This is a genomic window from Cyanobium sp. Lug-B (assembly GCF_024345635.1).
Classification (GTDB): Bacteria; Cyanobacteriota; Cyanobacteriia; order PCC-6307; family Cyanobiaceae; genus Cyanobium; species Cyanobium minutissimum.
Window position 1 is genome coordinate 1 of sequence record NZ_JAGQBM010000057.1, and the last position, 21,058, is coordinate 21,058.

18 protein-coding genes and 1 pseudogene are annotated in these 21,058 nt (G+C 70.1%); 9 read left to right on the top strand and 10 right to left on the bottom strand.

What is annotated here, in order from left to right:
• From KBY81_RS12920 to KBY81_RS12930, 3 genes and pseudogenes are all read left to right on the top strand, one after another.
• Positions 1 to 597, top strand: a pseudogene (locus KBY81_RS12920) (glycosyl hydrolase family 3); the annotation flags it as partial.
• 53 nt (positions 598 to 650) lie between these two features.
• Complete coding sequence (locus tag KBY81_RS12925) at positions 651 to 1,844, top strand: glycosyltransferase (protein WP_254976696.1); 1,194 nt, start codon at positions 651 to 653, stop codon at positions 1,842 to 1,844.
• Positions 1,844 to 2,647, top strand: a complete 804-nt coding sequence (locus KBY81_RS12930; protein WP_254976697.1) for a uroporphyrinogen-III synthase — start codon at positions 1,844 to 1,846, stop codon at positions 2,645 to 2,647. The genes KBY81_RS12925 and KBY81_RS12930 overlap by 1 nt, the downstream gene beginning before the upstream one ends.
• Here KBY81_RS12930 and KBY81_RS12935 read toward each other — a convergent pair.
• From KBY81_RS12935 to zds, 3 genes are all read right to left on the bottom strand, one after another.
• Entirely contained in the window at positions 2,631 to 3,080 is a 450-nt protein-coding gene (locus tag KBY81_RS12935) for a hypothetical protein (protein ID WP_254976698.1), read from the bottom strand. The genes KBY81_RS12930 and KBY81_RS12935 overlap by 17 nt on opposite strands.
• Positions 3,081 to 3,142: 62 nt before the next feature.
• A complete protein-coding gene (locus KBY81_RS12940) occupies positions 3,143 to 3,577 on the bottom strand; it encodes an SRPBCC family protein (RefSeq protein ID WP_106223017.1) in 435 nt (144 codons plus the stop codon).
• 10 nt (positions 3,578 to 3,587) lie between these two features.
• On the bottom strand, positions 3,588 to 5,063 hold the full coding sequence (gene zds / locus KBY81_RS12945; RefSeq protein ID WP_254974225.1) for a 9,9'-di-cis-zeta-carotene desaturase: 1,476 nt from the start codon (positions 5,061 to 5,063) through the stop codon (positions 3,588 to 3,590).
• 129 nt (positions 5,064 to 5,192) lie between these two features.
• On the opposite strand from zds, the gene KBY81_RS12950 reads away from it, so the two are divergent.
• Both KBY81_RS12950 and KBY81_RS12955 read left to right on the top strand, forming a co-directional pair.
• Positions 5,193 to 5,636 (top strand): iron-sulfur cluster assembly accessory protein, encoded by a 444-nt coding sequence (locus KBY81_RS12950; RefSeq protein WP_396103682.1) that lies wholly within the window; start codon positions 5,193 to 5,195, stop codon positions 5,634 to 5,636.
• A gap of 77 nt (positions 5,637 to 5,713) precedes the next feature.
• Positions 5,714 to 6,130: a hypothetical protein gene (locus tag KBY81_RS12955; protein ID WP_015110465.1), complete on the top strand. Its 417-nt coding sequence runs from the start codon at positions 5,714 to 5,716 to the stop codon at positions 6,128 to 6,130.
• Here KBY81_RS12955 and KBY81_RS12960 read toward each other — a convergent pair.
• Complete coding sequence (locus KBY81_RS12960) at positions 6,123 to 7,337, bottom strand: lipid-A-disaccharide synthase-related protein (RefSeq protein WP_254976699.1); 1,215 nt, start codon at positions 7,335 to 7,337, stop codon at positions 6,123 to 6,125. The two genes, KBY81_RS12955 and KBY81_RS12960, sit on opposite strands and share 8 nt — an antisense overlap.
• A 74-nt stretch (positions 7,338 to 7,411) precedes the next feature.
• On the opposite strand from KBY81_RS12960, the gene KBY81_RS12965 reads away from it, so the two are divergent.
• Positions 7,412 to 7,672, top strand: a complete 261-nt coding sequence (locus KBY81_RS12965) for a hypothetical protein (protein ID WP_254976700.1) — start codon at positions 7,412 to 7,414, stop codon at positions 7,670 to 7,672.
• Here KBY81_RS12965 and KBY81_RS12970 read toward each other — a convergent pair.
• A complete protein-coding gene (locus KBY81_RS12970) occupies positions 7,629 to 8,564 on the bottom strand; it encodes a TIGR01777 family oxidoreductase (RefSeq protein WP_254976701.1) in 936 nt (311 codons plus the stop codon). The genes KBY81_RS12965 and KBY81_RS12970 overlap by 44 nt on opposite strands.
• 77 nt (positions 8,565 to 8,641) lie before the next feature.
• Between KBY81_RS12970 and KBY81_RS12975 the strand changes: the two genes are divergently transcribed.
• Positions 8,642 to 8,887, top strand: a complete 246-nt coding sequence (locus tag KBY81_RS12975; RefSeq protein WP_106223021.1) for an NAD(P)H-quinone oxidoreductase subunit O — start codon at positions 8,642 to 8,644, stop codon at positions 8,885 to 8,887.
• 14 nt (positions 8,888 to 8,901) lie between these two features.
• Here the strand turns inward: KBY81_RS12975 and KBY81_RS12980 are convergent, their stop codons facing one another.
• From KBY81_RS12980 to KBY81_RS13000, 5 genes are all read right to left on the bottom strand, one after another.
• Complete coding sequence (locus KBY81_RS12980; protein ID WP_254976702.1) at positions 8,902 to 9,597, bottom strand: J domain-containing protein; 696 nt, start codon at positions 9,595 to 9,597, stop codon at positions 8,902 to 8,904.
• Positions 9,598 to 9,764: 167 nt separating this feature from the next.
• Complete coding sequence (locus KBY81_RS12985) at positions 9,765 to 11,534, bottom strand: iron uptake porin (protein WP_254976703.1); 1,770 nt, start codon at positions 11,532 to 11,534, stop codon at positions 9,765 to 9,767.
• Between the two features lie 250 nt (positions 11,535 to 11,784).
• Entirely contained in the window at positions 11,785 to 13,542 is a 1,758-nt protein-coding gene (locus KBY81_RS12990; RefSeq protein WP_254976704.1) for an iron uptake porin, read from the bottom strand.
• Between the two features lie 207 nt (positions 13,543 to 13,749).
• Positions 13,750 to 15,570, bottom strand: a complete 1,821-nt coding sequence (locus tag KBY81_RS12995; protein WP_254974237.1) for an iron uptake porin — start codon at positions 15,568 to 15,570, stop codon at positions 13,750 to 13,752.
• Between the two features lie 207 nt (positions 15,571 to 15,777).
• Positions 15,778 to 17,583 carry an iron uptake porin gene (locus KBY81_RS13000; RefSeq protein ID WP_254976705.1) on the bottom strand — a complete coding sequence of 602 codons (1,806 nt, stop codon included), beginning with the start codon at positions 17,581 to 17,583 and terminating at the stop codon, positions 15,778 to 15,780.
• Between the two features lie 127 nt (positions 17,584 to 17,710).
• Here KBY81_RS13000 and KBY81_RS16530 point away from each other — a divergent pair, with 127 nt between their 5' ends.
• Entirely contained in the window at positions 17,711 to 19,276 is a 1,566-nt protein-coding gene (locus KBY81_RS16530; protein WP_261357261.1) for a glycosyltransferase family 39 protein, read from the top strand.
• Positions 19,273 to 21,058 (top strand): glycosyltransferase family 39 protein (locus KBY81_RS13015; RefSeq protein WP_254976706.1); only part of this gene is annotated, 1,786 nt, incomplete at its 3' end. The genes KBY81_RS16530 and KBY81_RS13015, both read left to right, overlap by 4 nt.

Here is a 21,058-nt window from a genome sequence, read left to right on the forward strand (position 1 = left end):
GGCGGCCTCAGCAACGGCCCCGCCCCCGCCGACCGGGCGCTGGCCCTGGAGCTGGTGCGGCGCAGCCTGGTGTCGCGGGGGCGGGGCCCGGTGCCCGGCGGCCCCGGGGTGAACCTGATCCGCCTCGACAACAGCCTGGCCTGCCCCTTCCTGACGGCGGGCGCCCCGGCCCTGGCCCTGCCGGCGGCCGCCGGATGGCGAACCTGCCTGATCGACGGCCAGGGCCCCTCCCCCTGGAGCGGGGACGGGGAGGCCCCCCTGGCCCTGGAGCGGCTGGGCGAGGGGCCGGTGCTGCTGCAACTGTTTGTCCGCGGCAACCCGTTCCGCGGCCGGGCCGACGGCCCGGATCCCTGGCCGGCGGTGATCCGCCAGCTCCAGGCCGCCGGCCGGCTGGCGGGCCTGGCCGTCTACGGCAGCCCCTATGCCTGGGAGTCCCTGGCCTCCCTTCTGGATCCGGCGGTGCCGGCCGCCTGGTCGCCGGGGCAGATGGCCCTGGCCCAGGGCGAACTCCTGGGCCGCCTCGGCTTCGGACCGCAGGGGGGGACCGCCGCCGCCCCTGCCCCCGGGGCCGCCGCTGCGGTGGACTTCACCGACTGAGCCCCCACCGACACCTAGCCTCCTGGCACGACCGTCCTGCCCCGCAGCGTCCGATGCTGAGCCTGTCGATGATCGTGCGCAACGAGGCCGAGCGACTGGAGCGCTGCCTGGCTTCGGTGGCGGGCTTCGTCGACGAGATGGTGGTGGTGGACACCGGCTCAGACGACGGCACCCCTGAGATCGCCGCCGCCTGCGGCGCCAGCGTCCACCACCTGGACTGGCCGGGGGACTTCGCGCCCGCCCGCAACCACGCCCTGGATCTGGTGACGGGCGACTGGGTGCTGGTGCTGGATGCGGATGAATGGCTGCGGCCCGAAGCCCGCTCACCCCTGCGCGACCTGATGGGGCAGCCCAGGGTGCTGGTGGTCAACCTGCTGCGCCAGGAGCTGGGGGCCGCCCAGTCGCCCTATTCCAGCGTCAGCCGCCTGTTCCGCCGCCATCCGGCGATCCGCTGGAGCCGTCGCTACCACTCCATGGTCGACGACAGCGTGGAAATGCTGCTGGGGCAGGAGCCCGACTGGCAGGTGGTGACCTGCCTGGAGCCGGCCCTGGTGCACGAGGGGTACCGCCCCGAGCTGGTGGCCCAGCGCGACAAGGCCGCCCGCCTGCGCGCAGCCATGGAGGCGGAGCTGGCCGCCCGGCCGGGGGATCCCTACGCCAGCGCCAAGCTGGGGGCCCTGGAGGTGAGCCAGGGCCAGCGCCGCCGGGGCCTTGCCCTGCTGGAGGAGGGCCTGGCCCGTGTCGGAGCCGACGACCACGCCGAGCGCTACGAACTGCTGCTCCACCTCGCCATCGCCCGCGGCCCGGACGAACCGGCCGCCGCCGCCGCCCTCTACCGTCAGGCCCTGGCCCTGCCCCTGGATGGACGGCTCAGCGTGGGAGCCCGGCTCAACCTCGGGGCCCTGCTGCTGCGCCAGGGGGAGCTGGAGGAGGCGGCAGCCCTGACGGCAACGGTCACCGACCTCTGCCCGGAGCTGCCCCTGGCCTGGTTCAACCTGGGGCTGATCGAACGCCAGCGGGGCCGTCTGGTGGAGGCCATCGAGGCCTACCGCCGGGCCCTGGGCCTGGCCCCGGAGCACGCCGATGCCCAGCGCAACCTGGCGGCGGCCCTGCTGCTGGCCGGCGACATTCCCGGCGCCCGGGACGGCTTCCGCCGGGCGATCGCCCTGCTGGAGGCCCAGGGGGAACCGCAGCAGGCCCGGGAGCTGGCCCACCGGGCCGGCGCCCTTGTGCGCCTGGACGCCTGATGGACAAGACGTTGCCGCTGGCGGGCCGCACGGTCGCCGTGACCCGGGCCGAAACCCAGCTGGGTGCCGCCCGCCAGCTGTTCGAGCAGGCCGGGGCGAGCGTCATCGACCTGCCGGCCCTGGTGATCGGCCCCCCCGATCTCTGGGGGCCCCTCGACGATGCCCTGGCGGAACTGGATCAGTTCCACTGGATCCTCTTCTCGAGCGCCAACGGGGTGGACGCCGTGGAGCAGCGGCTGGTCCGCCGGGGAAGCAGCCTGGCCGGACGGCCCCGGGGGGTGCGGCTGGCGGCGGTGGGACGCAAGACCGCCGAGGCCCTGGAGGCCCTGGGGGCCCCCGCCGATTTCGTGCCCCCGGCCTTCGTGGCCGACAGCCTGATCGAGCACTTTCCGGTATCGGGCTGGGGGCAGCGGCTGCTGCTGCCGCGGGTGCAGAGCGGCGGGCGCGCGGTGCTCGCGGAGGCCTTTGCCGCGGCCGGCGCCCGGGTGGTGGAGGTGGCCGCCTACGAGACCCGCTGTCCGGACGGACTCCCCAGTGGGGCCCTGCAGGCCCTGGAGCGGCGCGGGCTGGATGCCATCACCTTCAGCAGCGGCAAGACGGTGGACCACACCGCCCGGCTGCTGGCCGGCAGCTTCGGCGAGACCTGGCTCGAGCGGCTGGAGGGGGTGCAGGTGGTCTCCATCGGCCCGCAGACCAGCCGCCGCTGCCGGGAGCGGCTCGGCCGGGTGGACGAGGAGGCGGACCCCCACGACCTGGAGGGCCTGGTGGAGGCCTGCAGCCGGGCCCTCAGAGCTCGACCTTGACCCGGCGACTGCCGCTCTGCAGCACCACGCGTCCGTTGGGTACATCCACGGAGGCCACACTCCAGCCGGAGGGCAGCAGGTCGGTGTTGCGGCCACCCCGGTCGCCGGGGCGCAGGCTGCCGCTGAGCTGCTTGTAGGTCACCACCGCTTCGCTCTGGCCGCCGCTGTCGATCACGCCGGTGACGCGAAAATCCTTCAGGAAGGCCGGTGGGGTGGCGGCAGCTGCCGCACTGACAGCGGTCGCCGCCCCGGGAACCAGCTCCGGCACCAGCGATCCGAAGGGATCCTGCCGACCCATGCGGAAGGCATTCACCACCTGCTGGGAGGTGGGCAGGGGGGTGAGGCCCTCGGGGACGGCGCCGGAGGACGCCGTGGGGGCGGCCGGGCGGGGGGGGCGCCGGCGCCGGCGGCGCTTCCGCCGTTGGGGACGCACCGCATCCGGTCAGCATCAGCCCGGTGAGGGCACCGAGCGCGAGGCGCCCGTTGAGCGGTCCGTCAGCCCTTCTCCACCAGGTCGCGAAATCGATCAAGGTTGGCCTGCAGTTCTTTGGTGACAATGCCTCCCATGATGGTGGGTTCCATCAGGGGTGCAAGCGCACCGGGCAGTTCATAGCTGACGGTGAGCTTCACCGCCGTGAGGTCGGGCCCGAGGGGATAGAAGCGGACGGCGCCCCTGGTGGGCAGGCCACCCACCGATTCCCAGTGCAGCCTCTGGCAGTCGACCCGTTCGGTGATCCGGGCCTTCCAGTGGAAACGGAACCCCTGGGCCGCCAGGGTCCAGTCCGTCAGATCCGGATCGTCGAGGGTGACGACCGACTCGATCCAGCGCATCCAGCGGGGCATGGCCTCCAGATCGCTCCACACCTCCCAGACCCGGGCCACCGGGGCCTGGATCTCGGTGGTGACACTGTGCTCGAGCCATTTCCCCATGGTTGTGCTCCTAGGCCACCGCGGCGCAGGTGGCCAGCGCCACCGGCTGATCCAGGATGGCGGCAGCCGCCAGCCGTCCGCTCATGGTGGCCCCCTCCATCGAGTCGATGTAGTCCTGGCGGGTGTAGCTCCCGGCCAGGAAGAAGTTGGCCACGGGGGTGCGCTGGGAGGGGCGGAACGGCTCCATCCCGGGCGCTTCCCGGTAGAGGGACTGGGCCAGTTTCACCACGTTGCTCCAGACGAGCTGCAGGCCGGCGGCGGAGGGGAACAGCTCGCGCACCTGGCGGTCGGTGTGGGCGACGATCTCCTCCGTCTTCTTGGGGATCCAGGGATCACCGGGGGTGAGCACGCACTGCAGCAGGGAACCCAGGCCCTCCCGCCGGTAGTCGGCCGGGCTGGTCAGGGCCAGGTCGGCGAAACAGCTGAAGTCGGCATCGGCCGTGTACAGAAGGTTGTCGAGGCCCGCCGGGCGACCCAGGTCGGCCCGGCGGGCCTCGGGGACGGCGCCGTCACCGAGTTCGGTCACCCAGCCGTCGTAGCGCAGCTGGACGGTGGCCACCGGCACCGTCTCGAGCCGGTCGATGGCGGCGAACTCGGGGAACCGGCGCCAGGCCTGGGGCAACAGCCGCTGGGCTCCCGGCACATCGCAGGCGGCCAGGTAGGCATCGGCCTCCACCCGCTTCTCGCCGTCGGGAGTGCCCAGCACCAGGGAGGTGACGACGGTCTGGCCGTTGCGCTCCTCATGGCGCACCTCACTGACCCGGTGGCGCAGGTGCAGGCGGCCGCCACGGGCCTGGATGTAGTCGAGGATCGGGCCGGTCAGCCAGCGGTGGGGGGATCCCTTGAGCAGGTTGAGCTTGGAGGCCTCCGTCCTGGAGGCGAACATCATGAAAATGGTGAGCATGCAGCGGGCCGAGATGGCCTCGCAGTCGATGAAGCCGAGCGCGTAGGCGATCGGGTTCCACATCCTCTGAATGCTGCGGGGGCTGCCGCCATGGCTGAGGAACCACTGCTGGAAGCTGATGGCATCGAGGGAGCGGATCACCTTCATCGCCCCCTCGTAATCCACCAGCCCCCGGACGATCGGGCTCGTCCCCAGGGCGAGGGCATTGCGCAGCTTGTCGATCCAGTCGAGCTGGGGGGTGGTGAAGAAGGCCTTGAGGCCGTTGAAGGGGGCCCCGACGGGAAAACGGAAGTCCAGGGCCCGCAGGTCGCCGCCGCGGTTGACGAACAGGTGCCAGTGCTCCTTGGGCAGGAGATTGTCGATGGCCCCCACCTTGCGCATCAGGGCGAAGAGGTTGGCGTAGTTGAAGAAGAAGACGTGCAGCCCCATCTCGATGTGGTTGCCGTCCGGGTCCTCCCAGCTGCCCACCTTGCCTCCCATGAAGGGGCGGGATTCATACAGATCGACCGTGTGACCGGCGTCGACCAGATCGACGGCCGCGCTCAGACCGGCCAGACCCGCACCCACGATGGCGACCCGCACCCTTGGATTCCCGTGAAGGTCCTGACTCTATGGACCGGAGCCTACCCACGGGGGAGGGATCTCCATAGAGTGGTCGTTCACCGCGTCGTCCGGCGGCCCGATTCCCCCCATCCGACCCCCCAGCGCACGATGAGCAGCTCCACCCAGACCCCCGCCTCCAGCCCGGCAGCCACCGCGACCGCCACCATGGCAGCCGAAGCGGCCGTCACCCACACCGGTGTCGATGGCAAGGGCATCCTGATCACCGAGCCGGCCATGCGTCAGCTGGGCACCCTGATGGCGTCCCAGGGGGGCGAGAAGGTGCTGCGAGTGGGTGTGCGCTCCGGCGGCTGCAGCGGCATGAGCTACACGATGGATTTCATCGACGGAGCGGAGATCCTTCCCGACGACGAGACCTACACCTACGAACCCGCCGGCGCCCCCAGCTTCCGGGTGGTGTGCGACCCCAAGAGCCTGCTGTACATCTACGGCATGCAGCTGGATTTCTCCTCGGCCCTGATCGGCGGCGGTTTCAACTTCACCAACCCCAACGCCTCCCAGACCTGCGGCTGCGGCAGCTCCTTCGCCGTCTGAGCCCTGGCCGGTCATGGCGGGCCGGTCCCGTGGCATGGGAGTCTGACGATCCCCATCCCCCCCCCCCCCCCGCCGCCATGACGGCCCCGCAGGAGTCCCGCTTCGACCAGGCCATCGCCCGCTACCAGCAGGGGGCCGCGCCCGAGGAGCTGATCGACGAGTTCCTGCAGATCACGGCCCAGGAGCCGCGCCAGTCGGCGGGCTGGACCTGTCTGGCCTGGCTGCAGCTGCTGCTCGACCAGCCCCAGGCGGCCCTGCCCTCAGCCCGCAACGCGGTGAAGCTCAACCCCCAGGATCCCCAGGCGCGCATCAACCTGAGCGTGGCGATGCTGGAAACCGGCGCCAAGGGGGTGCGGGAGCACATCGAGATGGTCAAGCGGGTGATGCTGATGGCCCCGGAACTGGCCGAGGAACTGCAGGGCTCGATCGCCGACGGCCTGCAGCGGCGCCCGGGCTGGCAGGCCCTGGAGAAGGTGAAGGCCTGGCTCAGCTGAGTTCCGGCCGCCCCTGGGTCAGGGCCTCGATCACGGTCTCGGCGATGCGCCGGGAGCCCCCCGGCGGGCCCACCCGCTCCAGGGCGGCCTGGGCGCAGCGCCGGGGCAGGTCGGGGTCGGCCAGCAGGCGCTGGATCAGGCCGGCGGCCTCCCGCAGATCGCCGGTGTCGGCCGGTCGCCGCCCCACGGTGTGGACCGTGGGACCCAGCAGCCGCATCTGGGATTCGGCGAAGGCATAGCTGAACTGGGGGCCCCGGCCCACCAGCTGCACCACCGGCAGGCCGAAGCCCACCGCCTGCTCCACGGCGGTGCCGGCCATGCCCACCACCAGGTCACTGGCGGCCAGGATCGAGGGCAGGGCCCCCGGCAGCAGCCGCACCTCGAGGTCACCGCCGGCGGAGCGGAGCACGCCGCCGTCCATTTGCCAGCCGACCGCCGCCGCCAGGGGTCCCAGGTCCCGCCAGTGGGGGCTCTCCACCACCGCCACCAGGAAGCGCCAGGGACCCTCCCCGGCCCGTTCGCCCAGCTGGCCGCAGAGCCGCAGCATCAGCACCAGGTTGTGGAGGGCCTCCGGGAAGCGGCTGCCGGGGACCAGCGCCAGGGTGCGGGTGCCCGGCAGCCGGGCCACCTGGCCGGGGTCCGGTTGCGGCAGATCCATGATCGGGTAGCCGCGGAACAGGGCCTTGGCCTGGCCCTGGGCCTGGAGGTCGGTGGCGGTGAAGGCATCGCGCGTGAGCACCACCCGTACCCGCCGCCGCCGGCAGCACCAGCGGGTGAGGGCGGACAGCCGCAGCCGGCCCTCGTAGTAGCTGGAGGTGGAGACCAGGAACACCACCGTCGGCCGTCCGGTGAGCAGGGCGAAGATCAGCGGCACGTGGTCGCCGATGCTGACCACCAGGTCGAAGCGGCGGCCCTGGCGCCAGGCGGTCCAGAGCTGGGCCAGGCTCTGCTGCAGCCAGCCCGCCGCCAGGTCCTTCCAGAGGTTCAGGCCCTGGTACACCATGCCCCCGGACGGCAGGGTGCGGCCCGCGTAGAGGAGGGGAATGCCGCGGCGCCCGTAGGCCGTTCCGGCACCCACGATCGGCAGGGCCGCCAGTTCCAGTCCCGGATCGCACCGGCGCAGGCCATCGGCGATCAATCCCCCATTGAGATCCTCCCCATGGCCGTTGCTGATCAGCAGGATCCTGGGAGCAGGGGAAAGGGGCACACGGGACACCAAGCACGGTCGAGTTTAGGTTTGGGCTCCCCGGGGATTTCCCCCTCCCGGCTCACCCCTCCGGCATGAGCACTCCCCCCACCGGCCCCGTCGCGCAGGTGCGCCGCGTTCTCGATGTCGTGCTGGTGGCCGACGTCTTCCTGGTGCTGGCCGGGGCCCTGTTCTTCGCCGTGGCGGTGGTGCTGCACGGCCAGCGGCTGGATGGGCCCCTGGAGCTCTTCCAGCGGCTGTGGCAGCCCCTGTTCACGCCGGCCATCGGCCTGCTGATGGCGGCGGCCCTGCTCAGCGGCGGGCTGGGCTGGTGGCAGCGGCGAGGGCAGCGCTGAGGTCCGGGTACTGGAAGTGGAAGCCCTGGGCCAGCAGCCGCTCGGGGCGGACCTGCTGGCCTTCGAGCACCACGGCGGCACCATCGCCGAGCAGCAGTTGCAGCAGGGGGCCGGGCACCGGCAGCAGGCTGGGCCGGCCGAGGGCACGGCCGAGGCCGGAGGCGAAGATCCCCATGCGGGTGGGCTCCGGGGCCACGGCGTTGTAGGGGCCGGCGTAGGCGTCGTCCTCCAGGGCGGTGACGATCAGCCGGCAGAGGTCGTGGCGGTGGATCCAGCTCATCCACTGCTGGCCGCTGCCCACCGGCCCGCCGAAACCGGCCCGGAACACGGGCAGCATCTTGCCGAGGGCGCCCCCGTCGGGGCCGAGCACGATGCCCACACGCAGCACCACGAGGCGGCAGGCCTCGGGGGCGACCTGGGTGGCGGCTTCCCAGCGGGCACAGAGGCGGGCCAGGAAATCGTCGCCGGGGGGGCTGGCCTCCGTGAAGGCGGCCTCGAGGCTGGTGCCGTAGTACCCCACAGCCGAGCCGTTCACCAGCACCCGGGGCGGTGTGGCCAGGGCCGTCATCGCCCGCACCAGCTGGGTGGTGGTGCCGATGCGGCTGTCGAGCAGGCGCTGGCGGTGGGCCGGGGTCCAGCGCTGATCGGCGATCGGCTCCCCCGCCAGGTTGACGACCCCATCGGCCGCTTCCAGGGCCTCCAGCAGCGCCGGCTGGTTCCAGCTGGCCGGGTCGGACGGATCGAAGCAGAGGGTGATGAGCCGGGGGTCGGCCGCCTCGCTGTCGGGCCGGGGACGACGGCTGACCAGGGTGAGCTGGTGGCCGAGGTTGAGCAGGAACGGCACCAGCTCCCGGCCGACGAAACCGGTGCATCCGAGCAGAAGCAGTCGCATGCCCACCGTTCCAGCGAAAACCAGTGCCGAGGTTAGGTTCCGGCGGCCCTAACCTGGGCTGATCCCACCTCCCGACGATGGCTGAGTCCGCGCCTGCCGCTCCCCCGAGCCTGAAAAAGGGTGCCCTGGTCAGGGTGAACCGAATCGCCTACACCAACAGCCTGGAGGCCGGCGCGAGCGACCCGGTGCCCCCCGGCTACCTGTTCGAGGGGCCCGGAGAGATCCTGGCGATCCAGGGGGAGCACGCCCAGCTGCGCTGGCGCCTGCCGGTCCCCGACGTGTGGCTGCGGCTCGACCAGCTCGAGGCCATGCCCGCCGGTTAGGGCTCCCTCGCCGCCTAGAGCTCCACCCGGCGCCGTTCCTCCTTCAGCCGGCTGCGGCGCAGCCTGGCCTCCCGCAGCATCTCCTTGCCGTCATGGAGGTAGCTGTCGACATAGCCCATCGTGTAGCGCTCCAGCTCCACCAGGGCATCCTGCACCTGGCTGAGGCAGTGGTAGAGGCTGAGGCCGAAACCCTTGGCCGCCGCTGGGCAGGCCCGGGAGCGGTAGAGGGCCTCCACTCTCTCCATGCGCTGGCGGCTCTGGTCGAGGAAGGCGCAGAACGCCTCCATCAGCGCGTCGTCGTAGGGGTCGGCGGCCAGGGAGCGCAGCTGGGCCGGGAAGGGATTGATCACCTGCCCGATCAGCCGGTCGATCGGCACGTACACCTGCTGGAGCCAGCCCAGCAGCTCCTCGTCACTGGCGGCCCCGACGCCGCGATGGCGAGCCGCCGCTGGCCCCCTGGCCGTCGCGGCACCGCCAGCGGCGGTGTGCGCCGGCACGCCGACGCCGGCGCCATGGTCGTAATGGCGGCGCCGGTCCCCGTCGCCCAGCACCTCCCAGGCCGCATTCAGGGCCAGGATCGTGCGCGGATCACCGCCGGCGTCCGGGTGATGGCGTTTGACGAGGGCCCGGTAGGCCGCCTTGATTTCGGCGGTGGTGGCCCCGGGCGTGACCCCGAGGATGGCGTAATGGTCGGCGGAGGTCCTGGCCATGCGCTGACGGCGCCATCTGGATCCAGCATCGCCGATGGGAACGCCCGGACGGGACCCGCCGGCACCCAGCCATGAAAAAGCCCCCCGGAGAGGGGGGCGCGGAGTTGTGAGGAACGGTGAGGAGAAAGGAGCGCCGATCTGGAGGGACCGATGGGGACCCCGGCGAATCAGAACCGGAACTGGGTCTGGACCAGGCCGCCGAGCACGCTGCTCGACTGGCCCGCGGTGGTGAACTGGCCGTTGGGGCGGCTCAGGTAGAAGAGCGCCGGGGTCACGCTGATGTTGTCGGTGACCTGGAACCGGTACCACCATTCCCAGACGAAGTTGCCGTCCTGGGGCGTCTGGCCGTTGCGCAGGGAGGTGGCGAACACCGGCTGACCCACGGCCATGCCGAGGGCATTGCCCTTGACGAACGCATCGGCCCATTGCAGGCCGACACTCCAGGACTGGCTGGCGCCCCGGTTGGCCGACTGGTTGAAGGTCGGCACCGTGTCGAAGGTCGGCACCCGCACCGACGTGGCCCCGACGCGCAGCAGGGCGGTCTGGGGGTTCAGCTGGGGCTGGGTGAGGGCGTTGTAGCCCCAGCCCAGGTTGATCGAGGGGATCCAGCCGCTCTTCTTGGGCTGCCACGCGAAGGTGGTGGCGAAGTTGTTGGAGTAGGAGGCGTTGGTGCCGAAGTTCTCCGAACCCAGGAAGTTGTTGTTGATGTTGGGGCAGTCGACCGCCGGCTGGGCGAAGGAGGTGCCGCGGCGGAAGTTCTGGCCGCACTGGACGTAGCTCCAGGCGAAGGCGAAGCGCCAGTTCTTGCCGGCGAAACCGGCCTGGGTCGTCCAGGTGCCGCGGCTGCGCTCGTTCAGCAGGCCCCCCTGGTTGGGGTTGCCGTTGTCGCCGTTGGGGGCGACGTAGGCCGTGGAGATCGCGAAGAAGGGCTTGCCCTTCTTGACGTTCTGCTTCCACATCAGGCCGAAGGTGGAACCGGTGGCCTTGTTGTAAGTGCCGGGGGCGCCGTGCAGCGTGAAGACATCAAGGATGCCACCGTTGTAGAACCAGGGTGTGATCGCCAGGAACTCGGTGTTCCGGGCCCGGGCGCCGACCAGGGCGGTGAAGTCGCGGCCGATCGGGAAGCGGTAGTAGAGACGGTCGATGTTGACGACGTCAGCTCCACCGACCGGGGAGAAGGCGCGATCCAGCGCCATCAGGTTGTACGGCTGGCCGCCGAAGGGACTGTTGTTGAAGTTGCCGCTGCGCAGACGGGTGTACAGCAGGTCCTTGCCGGTGAAGCTGGTGAGGAAGTTGAGGCGGATGTCGTAGTTGAACACCGTGGCGCCCCAGTTGCGCCGGTTGTTGGCGGGGAAGGCGTTGGCCGCAGCGGCCGGTACACCGACGGCGGGGTTCGGCAGGCCCTGGTTGCCACCGAAGCTGTTGGAGCCGATCACGAAGACCGCATCACCCTGGAGCTTGGTGGTGGTGGAGAACTGGGTGGCCTCCAGCTCGCCCACCTTGGCCTCCAGGCCATCCACGCGGCCGCGCAGCACGGCGAGTTCCTTCTCGAACTCCTCCATCAGGCGCTTCAGCTCGTCGGTCACTTCGGTGATCCGGTCGAGGCAGGCGTTCAGCAGGGCCGCCGCTTCATAGCGGGTCATGGCCTGACCGCCCTTGTAGGTGCCGTTCGGGTAGCCGGCGACGCAGCCGTAGCGCTCGATCAGGTTCGAGAGCGCCTGGTAGGCCCAGTCGGTGGGCTTGACGTCGGAGAACTGGTTGATGCTGGTGACCTGGTTCTGGGCTTCCCAGGCCTTGAAGCTGTCAATGTTCTGCTGCTCCATATAGGTGGAGATCTCCGCCCGCTGGGACGGGGAGATCTCGCCGGCCGAAGCGGCAAGCGGCGACAGCAGCCCAAGGGCCACCGGCGCCAGCAGGAATTGCTGGAAGGGTTTCATTGGTCCTCACACCAAAAAGAGGAATCCCCCGGAGGGGACGGCGCAAAGGTATAGGAATCCGCCTGCCCGGAAGAAAGGCCGGATTACACCGGCTGGTATTGCAGCTGACATGGAAACCTCGATGATCCTTGCTGCCGGAAGAAGGAAAGGACCGGGCAAGGTCCTGACAGGGCGGCCGTGGTGAGCACCCGGAGAGGGAAAGCCCCCCGTGGAGGGGGGCCGGAGCGCTGTGAGGAGGGAAGCCGAAGGATCAGAACCGGAACTGGGTCTGGACCAGGCCACCGAGCACACTGCTCGACTGGCCGGCGGTGGTGAACTGGCCGTTGGGGCGGCTCAGATAGAACAGGGCCGGGGTCACGCTGATGTTGTCGGTGACCTGGAACTTGTACCACCACTCCCAGACGAAGTTGCCGTCCTGGGGGGTCTCGCCGTTACGCAGCGAGGTGGTGAACACCGGCTGGCCCACCGCCATGCCGGCCTCGTTGCCCTTGGCGAACACGTCGGTCCACTGCAGGCCCACGCTCCAGGACTGGCTGGCGCCCCGGTTGGCCGACTGGTTGAAGGTCGGCACCGTGTCGCGCACCGGCACATTGATGCCGTTGATCCGGGCCAGGACAGGGTTCAGCGCCGGCTGGGTGAGGGCGTTGTAGCCCCAGCCCAGGCTGATGGAGGGGATCCAGCCGCTCTTCCTGGGCTGCCACGCGAAGGTGGTGGCGAAGTTGTTGGCGTAGGCGGCGCTGTTGCCGTAGGCCTCCGAACCCAGGAAGTTGTTGTTGATGCTGGGGCAGCCGACCGCCGGCTGGGCAAAAGAGGTGCCGCGGCGGAAGTTCTGGCCGCACTGGACGTAGCTCCAGGCGACGGCGAAACGCCATTGCTTGCCGGCGATGCCGGCCTGGGTCGTCCAGGTGCCGCGGCTGCGTTCGTTCAGCAGGCCCCCCTGGCTGGGGTTGCCGTTGTCAGCCACGGGGGCGACGTAGGCCGTGGAGATCGCGACGTAAGGCTTGCCCTTGGGAACGTTCTGCTTCCACATCAGGCCGAAGGTGGAGCCGGTGGCCTTGTTGTAGGCGCCGGGAGCCCCGTGGAGCGTGAAGACGTCGAGGATCTCGGACTTGTAGAACCAGGGGGAGATCGCCAGGAACTCGGTGGCGCGGGCCTTCGGGCCGATCATGGCGGTGAAGTCGCGGCCGATCGGGAAGCGGTAGTACAGGCGGTCGATGAAGACGGTGTCGGCCCCGGCCGTGGGCGCCGTGAGCTTGTCCAGCGCCATCAGGTTGTACGGCTGGCCGTTGAAGGGGCTGTTGTTGGCGTTGCCGCTGCGCAGACGGGTGTACAGCAGGTCCTTGCCGGTGAAGCTGGTGAGGAAGTTGAGGCGGACGTCGTAGTTGAACACCGTGGCGCCCCAGTTGCGCCGGTTGTTGGCGGGGAAGGCGTTGGCCGCAGCGGCCGGCACACCGACGGCGGGATTCGGCAGGCTCTGGTTGCCGCCGAAGCTGTTGGCGCCGATCACGAACGTGGCTTCACCCTGCAACTTGGTGGTGGTGGAGAACTGGGTGGCCTCCAGCTCGCCCACCTTGGCCTCCAGGCCATCCACCCGGCCGCGCAGCACGGCGAGTTCTTTCTCGAACTCCTCCATCAGGCGCTTCAGCTCGTCGGTCACCTCGGTGATCCGGTCGAGGCAGGCGTTCAGCAGGGCCGCCGCTTCATAGCGGGTCATGGCCTGGCCGCCCTTGTAGGTGCCGTTCGGGTAGCCGGCGACGCAGCCGTAGCGCTCGATCAGGTTCGAGAGCGCCTGGTAGGCCCAGTCGGTGGGCTTGACGTCGGAAAACTGGTTGATGCTGGTGACCTGGTTCTGGGCTTCCCAGGCCTTGAAGCTGTCAATGTTCTGCTGCTCCATATAGGTGGAGATCTCCGCCCGCTGGGACGGGGAGATCTCGCCGGCCGAAGCGGCAAGCGGCGACAGCAGCCCAAGGGCCACCGGCGCCAGCAGGAATTGCTGGAAGGGTTTCATTGGTCCTCACACCAAAAAGAGGAATCCCCGACAGGGGAGACCAGAACTTATCCGTCGGGGATGGATGGGAACGGGGAGTGGTCACGGGTGGAGGTAACGATGGGAACATCGCCCGGTAACCCCATCCTGGATCGGCAAAGAAAAAGCCCGGCTGCAAAGCAGCCGGGCGAGGGAACGAGGAGGGTGTGAGGAAAGGGCTCTGACGAATCAGAACTTGAAGGTGGTCTTGATGAAGCCGCCGAAGTTGTTGAAATCGGATCCCACAGGACCGATCGCACCGACGTTCTTGGAGACCTGACCCAGGGGAGCGCTCAGGTAGTAGAGCGCCGGGGTCACGCTGATGTTGTCGGTGACCTGGAACTTGTACCACCACTCCCAGGCGTAGTTGCCATCGACGATGGCGGTGGCGGCGGCGGGACCACCGAAGACGGCGGGACCGGCGCTGACCGACGTCAGGAAGGTGGGCTGACCCACGGCCATGCCGAAGGAGTTGCCCTTGATGAACACGTCATCCCACTGCAGACCCACGTACCAGGACTGGCTGGTGGCGTTGGTGATGCCGGTGGTGGAGACGAGGTTCGCGGCGCCGTTGAGGTTGGTGGTGCCGTTGTAGTTGCTGCGGTTGATGCCCCAGCCGGCGCTGATCGAGGGGATCCAGCCGGAGTTGGTGGGCTGCCAGTAGGCGCTGATGCCCACCGAGTTGGTGGCGGCGGCGTTGGTCTGGAAGATGGTGGCCAGCGGCGTGCCGTTGCCGGTGTAGAGGCCGGCACCACCTGAGGAGTAGGTGTAGGCCGCCGCGATGCCCCAGTTGGAGCCGGTGTAGGCGATCTGGCCGGTACCGGTCTGGGCGGAGCAGGCGTTGCCGATGCCGCCGCAGTTGGGGGTGCCGGCGATCGGGTTGCCCACGTCACCGTTGGCGGAGACGTAGTTGGCGCTGATGCTGAAGCCGCCGCTCTTCCACCACAGACCACCACCAGCACCGAGGTTCAGGCTGTAGGTGCCGGGAGCACCGGCGTAGGTGAAGATGTCGAGGACGGTGTCAGCCGGGTAGGCGGACGGCCAGACGGCCAGCATGTCGTCCTGACGGACGCGACCACCGATGGTGGCGGTGAAGTTGCTGCCCAGGGGGAACTGGTAGAAGAGGCGGTTGATGGCGACCACGTCACCGCAGTCGACACCCAGGCCGCAGTTCTCCTCAAAACCGGCTTCGGTGGCGTTCAGGCCGACGACCGGCTGGCCGAAGGGACCCTGGGCGAAGTTACCGGCCCGCAGACGGGTGCGGAGCAGGTCCTTGCCGGTGAAGCTGGTGTCGAAGTTGAGCTGGATGTCGTAGTTGAACGCCGTGGCGCCCTGGGTCTGGCGGGCCTGGTTCGCCCAGGTGTTGGGCACGTAGCCGAAGCCGGCGGGGTTCGCCCCGAAGGCCCCGGGCACGAAGGAAGGAATCACGGCACCGGCCCCGACCAGGCTGGCGGGCAGCAGGACGGAGGCCGGATCGTTGGGAACGGCCGGCAGGAAGACCCCAGGCACCGGAACGATCTGGGCGTTACCGCCGTAGCTGTTGGCCCCCATGATGAAGGTGGCCTTACCGGTCAGCTTGGTGGTGGTGGAGAACTGGGTGGCCTCCAGCTCGCCCACCTTGGCCTCCAGGCCATCCACCCGGCCGCGCAGCACGGCGAGTTCCTTCTCGAACTCGGCCATCAGGCGCTTCAGCTCGTCGGTCACCTCGGTGATCCGGTCGAGGCAGGCGTTCAGCAGGGCCGCCGCTTCATAGCGGGTCATGGCCTGGCCGCCCTTGTAGGTGCCGTTCGGGTAGCCGGCGACGCAGCCGTAGCGCTCGATCAGGTTCGAGAGCGCCTGGTAGGCCCAGTCGGTGGGCTTGACGTCGGAAAACTGGTTGATGCTGGTGACCTGCTCCTCGGAGGCGTACTTATTGACGCCGTCGATGTTGAGCTCGGCCGCCTGGACCGCCACGGGGGCGAGCAGGCCGAGAGCGGCAGGAGCAACCAGCAGCTGCTGGAAGGGCTTCATGGATTCCTCACACAATAAGGAGTGCTGTTCCATGCCGGAACACCGCGAAGTATAGGTCCTGTTTCTTGCCCTGCAAGCAGCAAGTCAGGCTCAGGTAACGATCGATCAAGCACCCAAGTCAGCAGGTTCGACAACACACAAAAAAGCCCGACTGCATTGCAGCCGGGCGAGTTTGAGGAAATTGTGAGAGAAGTGAATCCCGAAGGATCAGAACTTGAAGGTGGTCTTGATGAAGCCGCCGAAGTTGTTGAAATCGGTACCGGTGGTTCCGATCGCGCCAACGTTCTTGGAGACCTGGCCCAGGGGAGCGCTCAGGTAGTAGAGCGCCGGGGTCACGCTGATGTTGTCGGTGACCTGGAACTTGTACCACCACTCCCAGGCGTAGTTGCCATCGACGATGGCGGTCGCGGCGGCGGGGCCACCAAAGACGGGGTTGCCACCGCTGACAGCGGTCAGGAAGGTGGGCTGACCGACGGCCATACCGGCGGAGTTGCCCTTGATGAACACGTCATCCCACTGCAGACCGACGTACCAGGACTGGCTGGTGGCGTTGGTGATGCCGGTGGTGGAGACGAGGCCGCCATCCACGAAGCTGGTGCCGTTGAACTGGTTGCGGTTGATGCCCCAGCCGGTGCTGATGGAGGGGATCCAGCCGGAGTTGCTGGGCTGCCAGTAGGCGCTGATGCCCACCGAGTTGGTGGCCGCCGAGTTCAGGAACAGGGTGTTGGCCAGAGGCGTGGCGTTGCCGCCGTAGGTGCCGGCACCACCCGAGGAGTAGGTGTAGGCCGCCGCGATGCCCCAGTTGGAGCCGGTGTAAGCCACCTGGGCCGTACCGGTCTGGGAGGAGCAGGCGTTGCCGATGCCACCGCAGTTCGCCGTGCCGGCGATCGGGTTGCCCACGTCACCGTTGGCGGAGACGTAGTTGGCGCTGATGCTGAAGCCGCCGCTCTTCCACCACAGACCACCACCAGCACCGAGGTTCAGGCTGTAGGTGCCGGGAGCACCGGCGTAGGTGAAGATGTCGAGGACGGTGTCAGCCGGGTAGGCGGACGGCCAGACGGCCAGCATGTCGTCCTGACGGACGCGACCACCGATGGTGGCGGTGAAGTTGCTGCCCAGGGGGAACTGGTAGAAGAGGCGGTTGATGGCGACCACGTCACCGCAGTCGACACCCAGGCCGCAGAATTCTTCGAAGCCGGCTTCCGTGGCGTTCAGGCCGACGGTGGGGCCGCCGAAGGGCGACTGGGCGAAGTTACCGGCCCGCAGACGGGTGCGGAGCAGGTCCTTGCCGGTGAAGCTGGTGTCGAAGTTGAGCTGGATGTCGTAGTTGAACGCCGTGGCGCCCTGGGTCTGACGGGCCTGGTTCGCCCAAGTGTTGGGAATGAACCCGATGCCGAGGGGGTTCGGACCGAAGGCGCCAGGAACCAGAACGGGGACGATGGGAGCACCTGGAGTGATCACACCGTTAGGAGCGATCGTGGCGGGCGAAGTCCCGAAGAATGCCGAAGCGGCGGGGCTCACCTGGGCGTTACCGCCGTAGCTGTTGGCCCCCATGATGAAGGTGGCCTTACCGGTCAGCTTGGTGGTGGTGGAGAACTGGGTGGCTTCGAGCTCGCCCACCTTGGCCTCCAGGCCATCCACACGGCCGCGCAGCACGGCGAGTTCCTTCTCGAACTCGGCCATCAGGCGCTTCAGCTCGTCGGTCACCTCGGTGATCCGGTCGAGGCAGGCGTTCAGCAGGGCCGCCGCTTCGTAGCGGGTCATGGCCTGGCCGCCCTTGTAGGTGCCGTTCGGGTAGCCGGCGACGCAGCCGTAGCGCTCGATCAGGTTCGAGAGCGCCTGGTAGGCCCAGTCGGTGGGCTTGACGTCGGAGAACTGGTTGATGCTGGTGACTTGCTCCTCGGAGGCGTACTTGTTGACGCCGTCGATGTTGAGCTCAGCCGCCTGGACCGCCACGGGGGCGAGCAGGCCGAGAGCTGCAGGAGCAACCAGCAGTTGCTGGAAGAGTTTCATGGGTTCCTCACACGGAAGCGGCGCAATGCGCCAAACGAAGGATCCCGCACGGGACCAGGACCATCCAGTCACCATGTGCCAGAAAGCACAACGTCCGGTACCCGGGGGTGCTGCCAGAGTGCCGCCCATGAAGGCCCTGTGGGCGTCGCTGCCCTTTCTGCCCCTGTTGCTGACGGCGGCGCCGCGCAGCTTCCTGGCCCACGACGAGGGCTACTACGCCCTGCAGGCCCGCTGGATCGCCCAGAGCGGCCAGTGGCTGGGCCCTCCCTGGTGGGACCAGGTGGTGTTCGATCGCAGCATCGGCCTGCCCTGGCTGATCGCCGCGGCCGGCCGGCTGCCGGGGGTGGGGTCCTGGTCGGCCCATCTGCCGTCCCTGGTCGCCGCCGTGGCCTGCCTGCTGCTCACGGCCGACCTGGCCCGACGGCTGCTGGACGGGGACGGCGCCGGCTGGCTGGCCGCGGCCGTGCTGGCCCTCACCCCCCTCTGGCTCGACTACGCCCATCTGGCCAGCCAGGACATGCCGCTGCTGGCCCTGGAACTGCTGGGCATCGTGGCCCTGCTGCGGGCCGGGGAAGCGCCGCAGAAGCCCTGGTCCTTCCTGGCCGGTGCCTGGATCGGCCCGGCCTTCCTGATCAAGGGCTTCATGGTGGCCCTGCCCGTGCTGGCCCTGCTTCCCTTCCTGCTGCTGGAGCGCCGGGCCCTGCTGCGGCGGCCGGCCTTCTGGCTCGGCCTCGTCCTGGGATGGCTGCCGGTGGCGCTGTGGCTGGGCCTGAGCCTCCGGGTGCTGGGCCTGCCGGTGGTGGCGGGCCTGTGGCAGAAGCTGCTCTACCTCTCCGAAAGCGACGTCTACAGCGCCGGCCCCCTCTATTACCTCTGGAACCTGCCGGCCAACACCTTCCCCTGGATCCTGCTGGCCCTGGCGGGCTGGTGGGGCTGGCTGGCCGGGCCCCTGGAGCGGCCCCGGCGCCTGCTCCTGCTGCTCTACCCGCTGCTCATGCTGCTGCTGCTCAGCGCCTTCCGCACCAAGACCCCCTACTACGGCCTCCAGCTCACCCCGTTCATCGCCCTGGCGGCCACGGCCGGCCTGCGCTCCTGGGGCGCCGGGGCGGGTCGCTGGGCCCGGGGGGCGACCCTCGGCTTCGGGGGGGTGGGACTAGTGCTGGTCCTGGCGTCGCTGGCGGTGCTCTGGCCCGGAACCCCGGCCGGCCGCCTGGTGGCCAACGCGGTGGCAGACCTGCCCCCGTCTCCCCAGCGATTCGCCGTGGCGGCGGGTTGCCTTGGCCTGGCCTGGGCCCTGGTGCCCTGGTGCCGCCCCGGCTCCCGCCGGCTGGGAGCCCTGCTGATCGGCCCCTGGCTGGCCCTGGCCCTGCTGGTGCAGGCCGGCCTGTTCACCGATCGCAGCCCCCGGCAACGGCAGGCCCTGGAGCGCCCTGAGGCCAGGGCGGCCCTGGCGGCCGGGCCGATCGCGGCGGTGGCCGGTGTCCCCCTCAGCGGCGAGGAGCATGCCGGGCTGATCCTGGTGGCCCTGGCCAGCCCCCGGCTCACGGCCCGCATCGGTCCGGCGGAGCGGGTGCTCCCCGGGGAGCGGGTGTGGATCCGGCGCCGGGAGCTGCCGTCGGGATGGCCCGTGCGGCTGCAGGCCCCGGAGCTGGAGCCCTGGGTGCTGGCCCAGGCTCCGGGGGCGGCCCGATGAGACGGGCACGGGGCCGGGACGGGTGGATCCTGCTAGGGCTGTGGCTGGCGGGGGTGGTGCTGGATGTGCTCTGGCTGCAGCGCCACGCCCAGCCGCCGGCCTGGGACCAGGGGGAACACCTGAGCCGGGCCCTGGGGGTCTGGCAGGTGCTCGGGGAGGCGGCGCCCTTCGATCCGCTCTGGTGGCAACGGCTCTGGGCCGAGACCCCCACCTACCGGGGGCCGTTCACCTATCTGGTGACGGCACCGGTCTTCAGCCTGCTGGGGCCGGGGTATGGCAGCGCCATCCTCTCCAACAGCCTCTTCCAGGCCCTGCTCCTGGGCAGCCTTTACGGCCTGGGCCGCCTGGCCCACGGTCGGGCCGCCGGCCTCTGGGCCGCCTTCCTGTGCGCCGTCGCACCGGCCCTGCTGAACCAGCGCAGCGATTACCTGATCGATTTCAGCCTCACGGCCGTGCTCACGGCCACCTGGTGGCTGGTGACGGTGCGGGTGCTGGGCCGCCCGCGGCAGCCCTGGCTCTGGAGCCTGGGGGGCGGGCTTGGGCTCGGGGCGGTCTTTCTGACCCGCCCCACCGGCCTGGTGATGCTCTGGCTGCCCCTGCTGGGCCTGGCCTGGCGGGCCATCGCGCCCCTGCTGCGGCGGGGCCGGCCGGGCCCCCGGGCCCGTTTCGGGCGGCTGGCCGAGGCACTGCTGGCGGCGGCGGCGGCGACGGCCGTGGCCTGGCCCTGGTGGAGCCAGAACTGGCTGACGATCCTCTCCACGGTCAACAAGGCCCGCCAGTGGGGCGTCCTGTATCAGGACGGTCTGGAGGCGAACACCCTGGCGGGCTGGCTGTTCTACCCCCGCCTGCTGCCCACCATGGCCGGGGCCGGCCTGGTGGCGGTGGTGGTGGCGGGAGGGGCGCTCCGCCGCTGGCAGCGACGCGGCACCCCTGCGCCCGCCCTGCCCTGGCGGCGACTCGCCTGGTGGCTGAGCTTTCCGCTCGGTGCCCTGCTGCTGGCCACCCTGATGAGCACCAAGGACTTCCGCTTCGTCCTGCCCCTGGTTCCCCAGCTGTGCCTTGGCCTGGGGATCGTGCTGGCCTCGGCCGCCGGCCGCTGGACGCCCGTCTGGAGGCTGGCGGTGGTGGGAATCGGGATCTGGGGGGCGCTGGCCAGCCAGTTCGCCCTGGCGGCCAATCCGACCGCCTTTCCGCCGCGGCCGCCCGTCGCCGGCCCCCCCTGGCCCCTGGAGGCGATCGTGGCCACGATCCGCCAGCGCAGTCCCCACCAGCTCTCCACCCTGGCGGTGCTGCCCGACAGCCAGGGGCTGAACGCCTTCAACCTGGACGCCGAAGGGCGCCGCCAGACGTTCCGCGTCGCCGCCCGCCAGACCGTGGCCCCCGTCGACCAGCTGGACGGCGACCTGGCCGGCTTCGACTGGTTCCTGCTCAAGGGGGGCGACCAGGGGGTGATGAGCGACGAGCGCCAGGCCGCCCTCGACGGCCTGGTGCGGCGATCACCCGCCTTCCAGGCCGTCGGGAGCTGGCCCCTGCCGGATGGCAGCAGGGCCGAGCTCTTCGGGCGCCGGGACCTGGGCCTGGAGGTGGTCCCGGTGGCGTGCGGGCCGAGGGGGGACCTGGCCCTGAGCCTGGCCGTCGAACCGCCGCCCCCCCTGCGGCCGGGCAGCAGGGCGGTGCTGGTGAGCCGGCTGCGGGGGCCGGCAGCCGAGCTGCGGGACGGCCTGCTGCTGCTCGACTGGCTGCCCCAGCCGTCGGCCGCCTCCGGCCCGCTTGCCACCGGGA

Excerpts from the sequence above, each read along its gene's own strand:
- KBY81_RS12925 (WP_254976696.1), top strand. The coding sequence starts at position 651 with ATGCTGAGCCTGTCGATGATCGTGCGCAACGAGGCCGAGCGACTGGAG.
- KBY81_RS12930 (WP_254976697.1), top strand. The coding sequence starts at position 1,844 with ATGGACAAGACGTTGCCGCTGGCGGGCCGCACGGTCGCCGTGACCCGG.
- KBY81_RS12940 (WP_106223017.1), bottom strand. The coding sequence starts at position 3,577 with ATGGGGAAATGGCTCGAGCACAGTGTCACCACCGAGATCCAGGCCCCG.
- KBY81_RS12950 (WP_396103682.1), top strand. The coding sequence starts at position 5,193 with ATGAGCAGCTCCACCCAGACCCCCGCCTCCAGCCCGGCAGCCACCGCG.
- KBY81_RS12955 (WP_015110465.1), top strand. The coding sequence starts at position 5,714 with ATGACGGCCCCGCAGGAGTCCCGCTTCGACCAGGCCATCGCCCGCTAC.
- KBY81_RS12965 (WP_254976700.1), top strand. The coding sequence starts at position 7,412 with ATGAGCACTCCCCCCACCGGCCCCGTCGCGCAGGTGCGCCGCGTTCTC.
- KBY81_RS12970 (WP_254976701.1), bottom strand. The coding sequence starts at position 8,564 with ATGCGACTGCTTCTGCTCGGATGCACCGGTTTCGTCGGCCGGGAGCTG.
- KBY81_RS12975 (WP_106223021.1), top strand. The coding sequence starts at position 8,642 with ATGGCTGAGTCCGCGCCTGCCGCTCCCCCGAGCCTGAAAAAGGGTGCC.
- KBY81_RS12980 (WP_254976702.1), bottom strand. The coding sequence starts at position 9,597 with ATGGCCAGGACCTCCGCCGACCATTACGCCATCCTCGGGGTCACGCCC.
- KBY81_RS12985 (WP_254976703.1), bottom strand. The coding sequence starts at position 11,534 with ATGAAACCCTTCCAGCAATTCCTGCTGGCGCCGGTGGCCCTTGGGCTG.
- KBY81_RS12990 (WP_254976704.1), bottom strand. The coding sequence starts at position 13,542 with ATGAAACCCTTCCAGCAATTCCTGCTGGCGCCGGTGGCCCTTGGGCTG.
- KBY81_RS12995 (WP_254974237.1), bottom strand. The coding sequence starts at position 15,570 with ATGAAGCCCTTCCAGCAGCTGCTGGTTGCTCCTGCCGCTCTCGGCCTG.
- KBY81_RS13000 (WP_254976705.1), bottom strand. The coding sequence starts at position 17,583 with ATGAAACTCTTCCAGCAACTGCTGGTTGCTCCTGCAGCTCTCGGCCTG.
- KBY81_RS16530 (WP_261357261.1), top strand. The coding sequence starts at position 17,711 with ATGAAGGCCCTGTGGGCGTCGCTGCCCTTTCTGCCCCTGTTGCTGACG.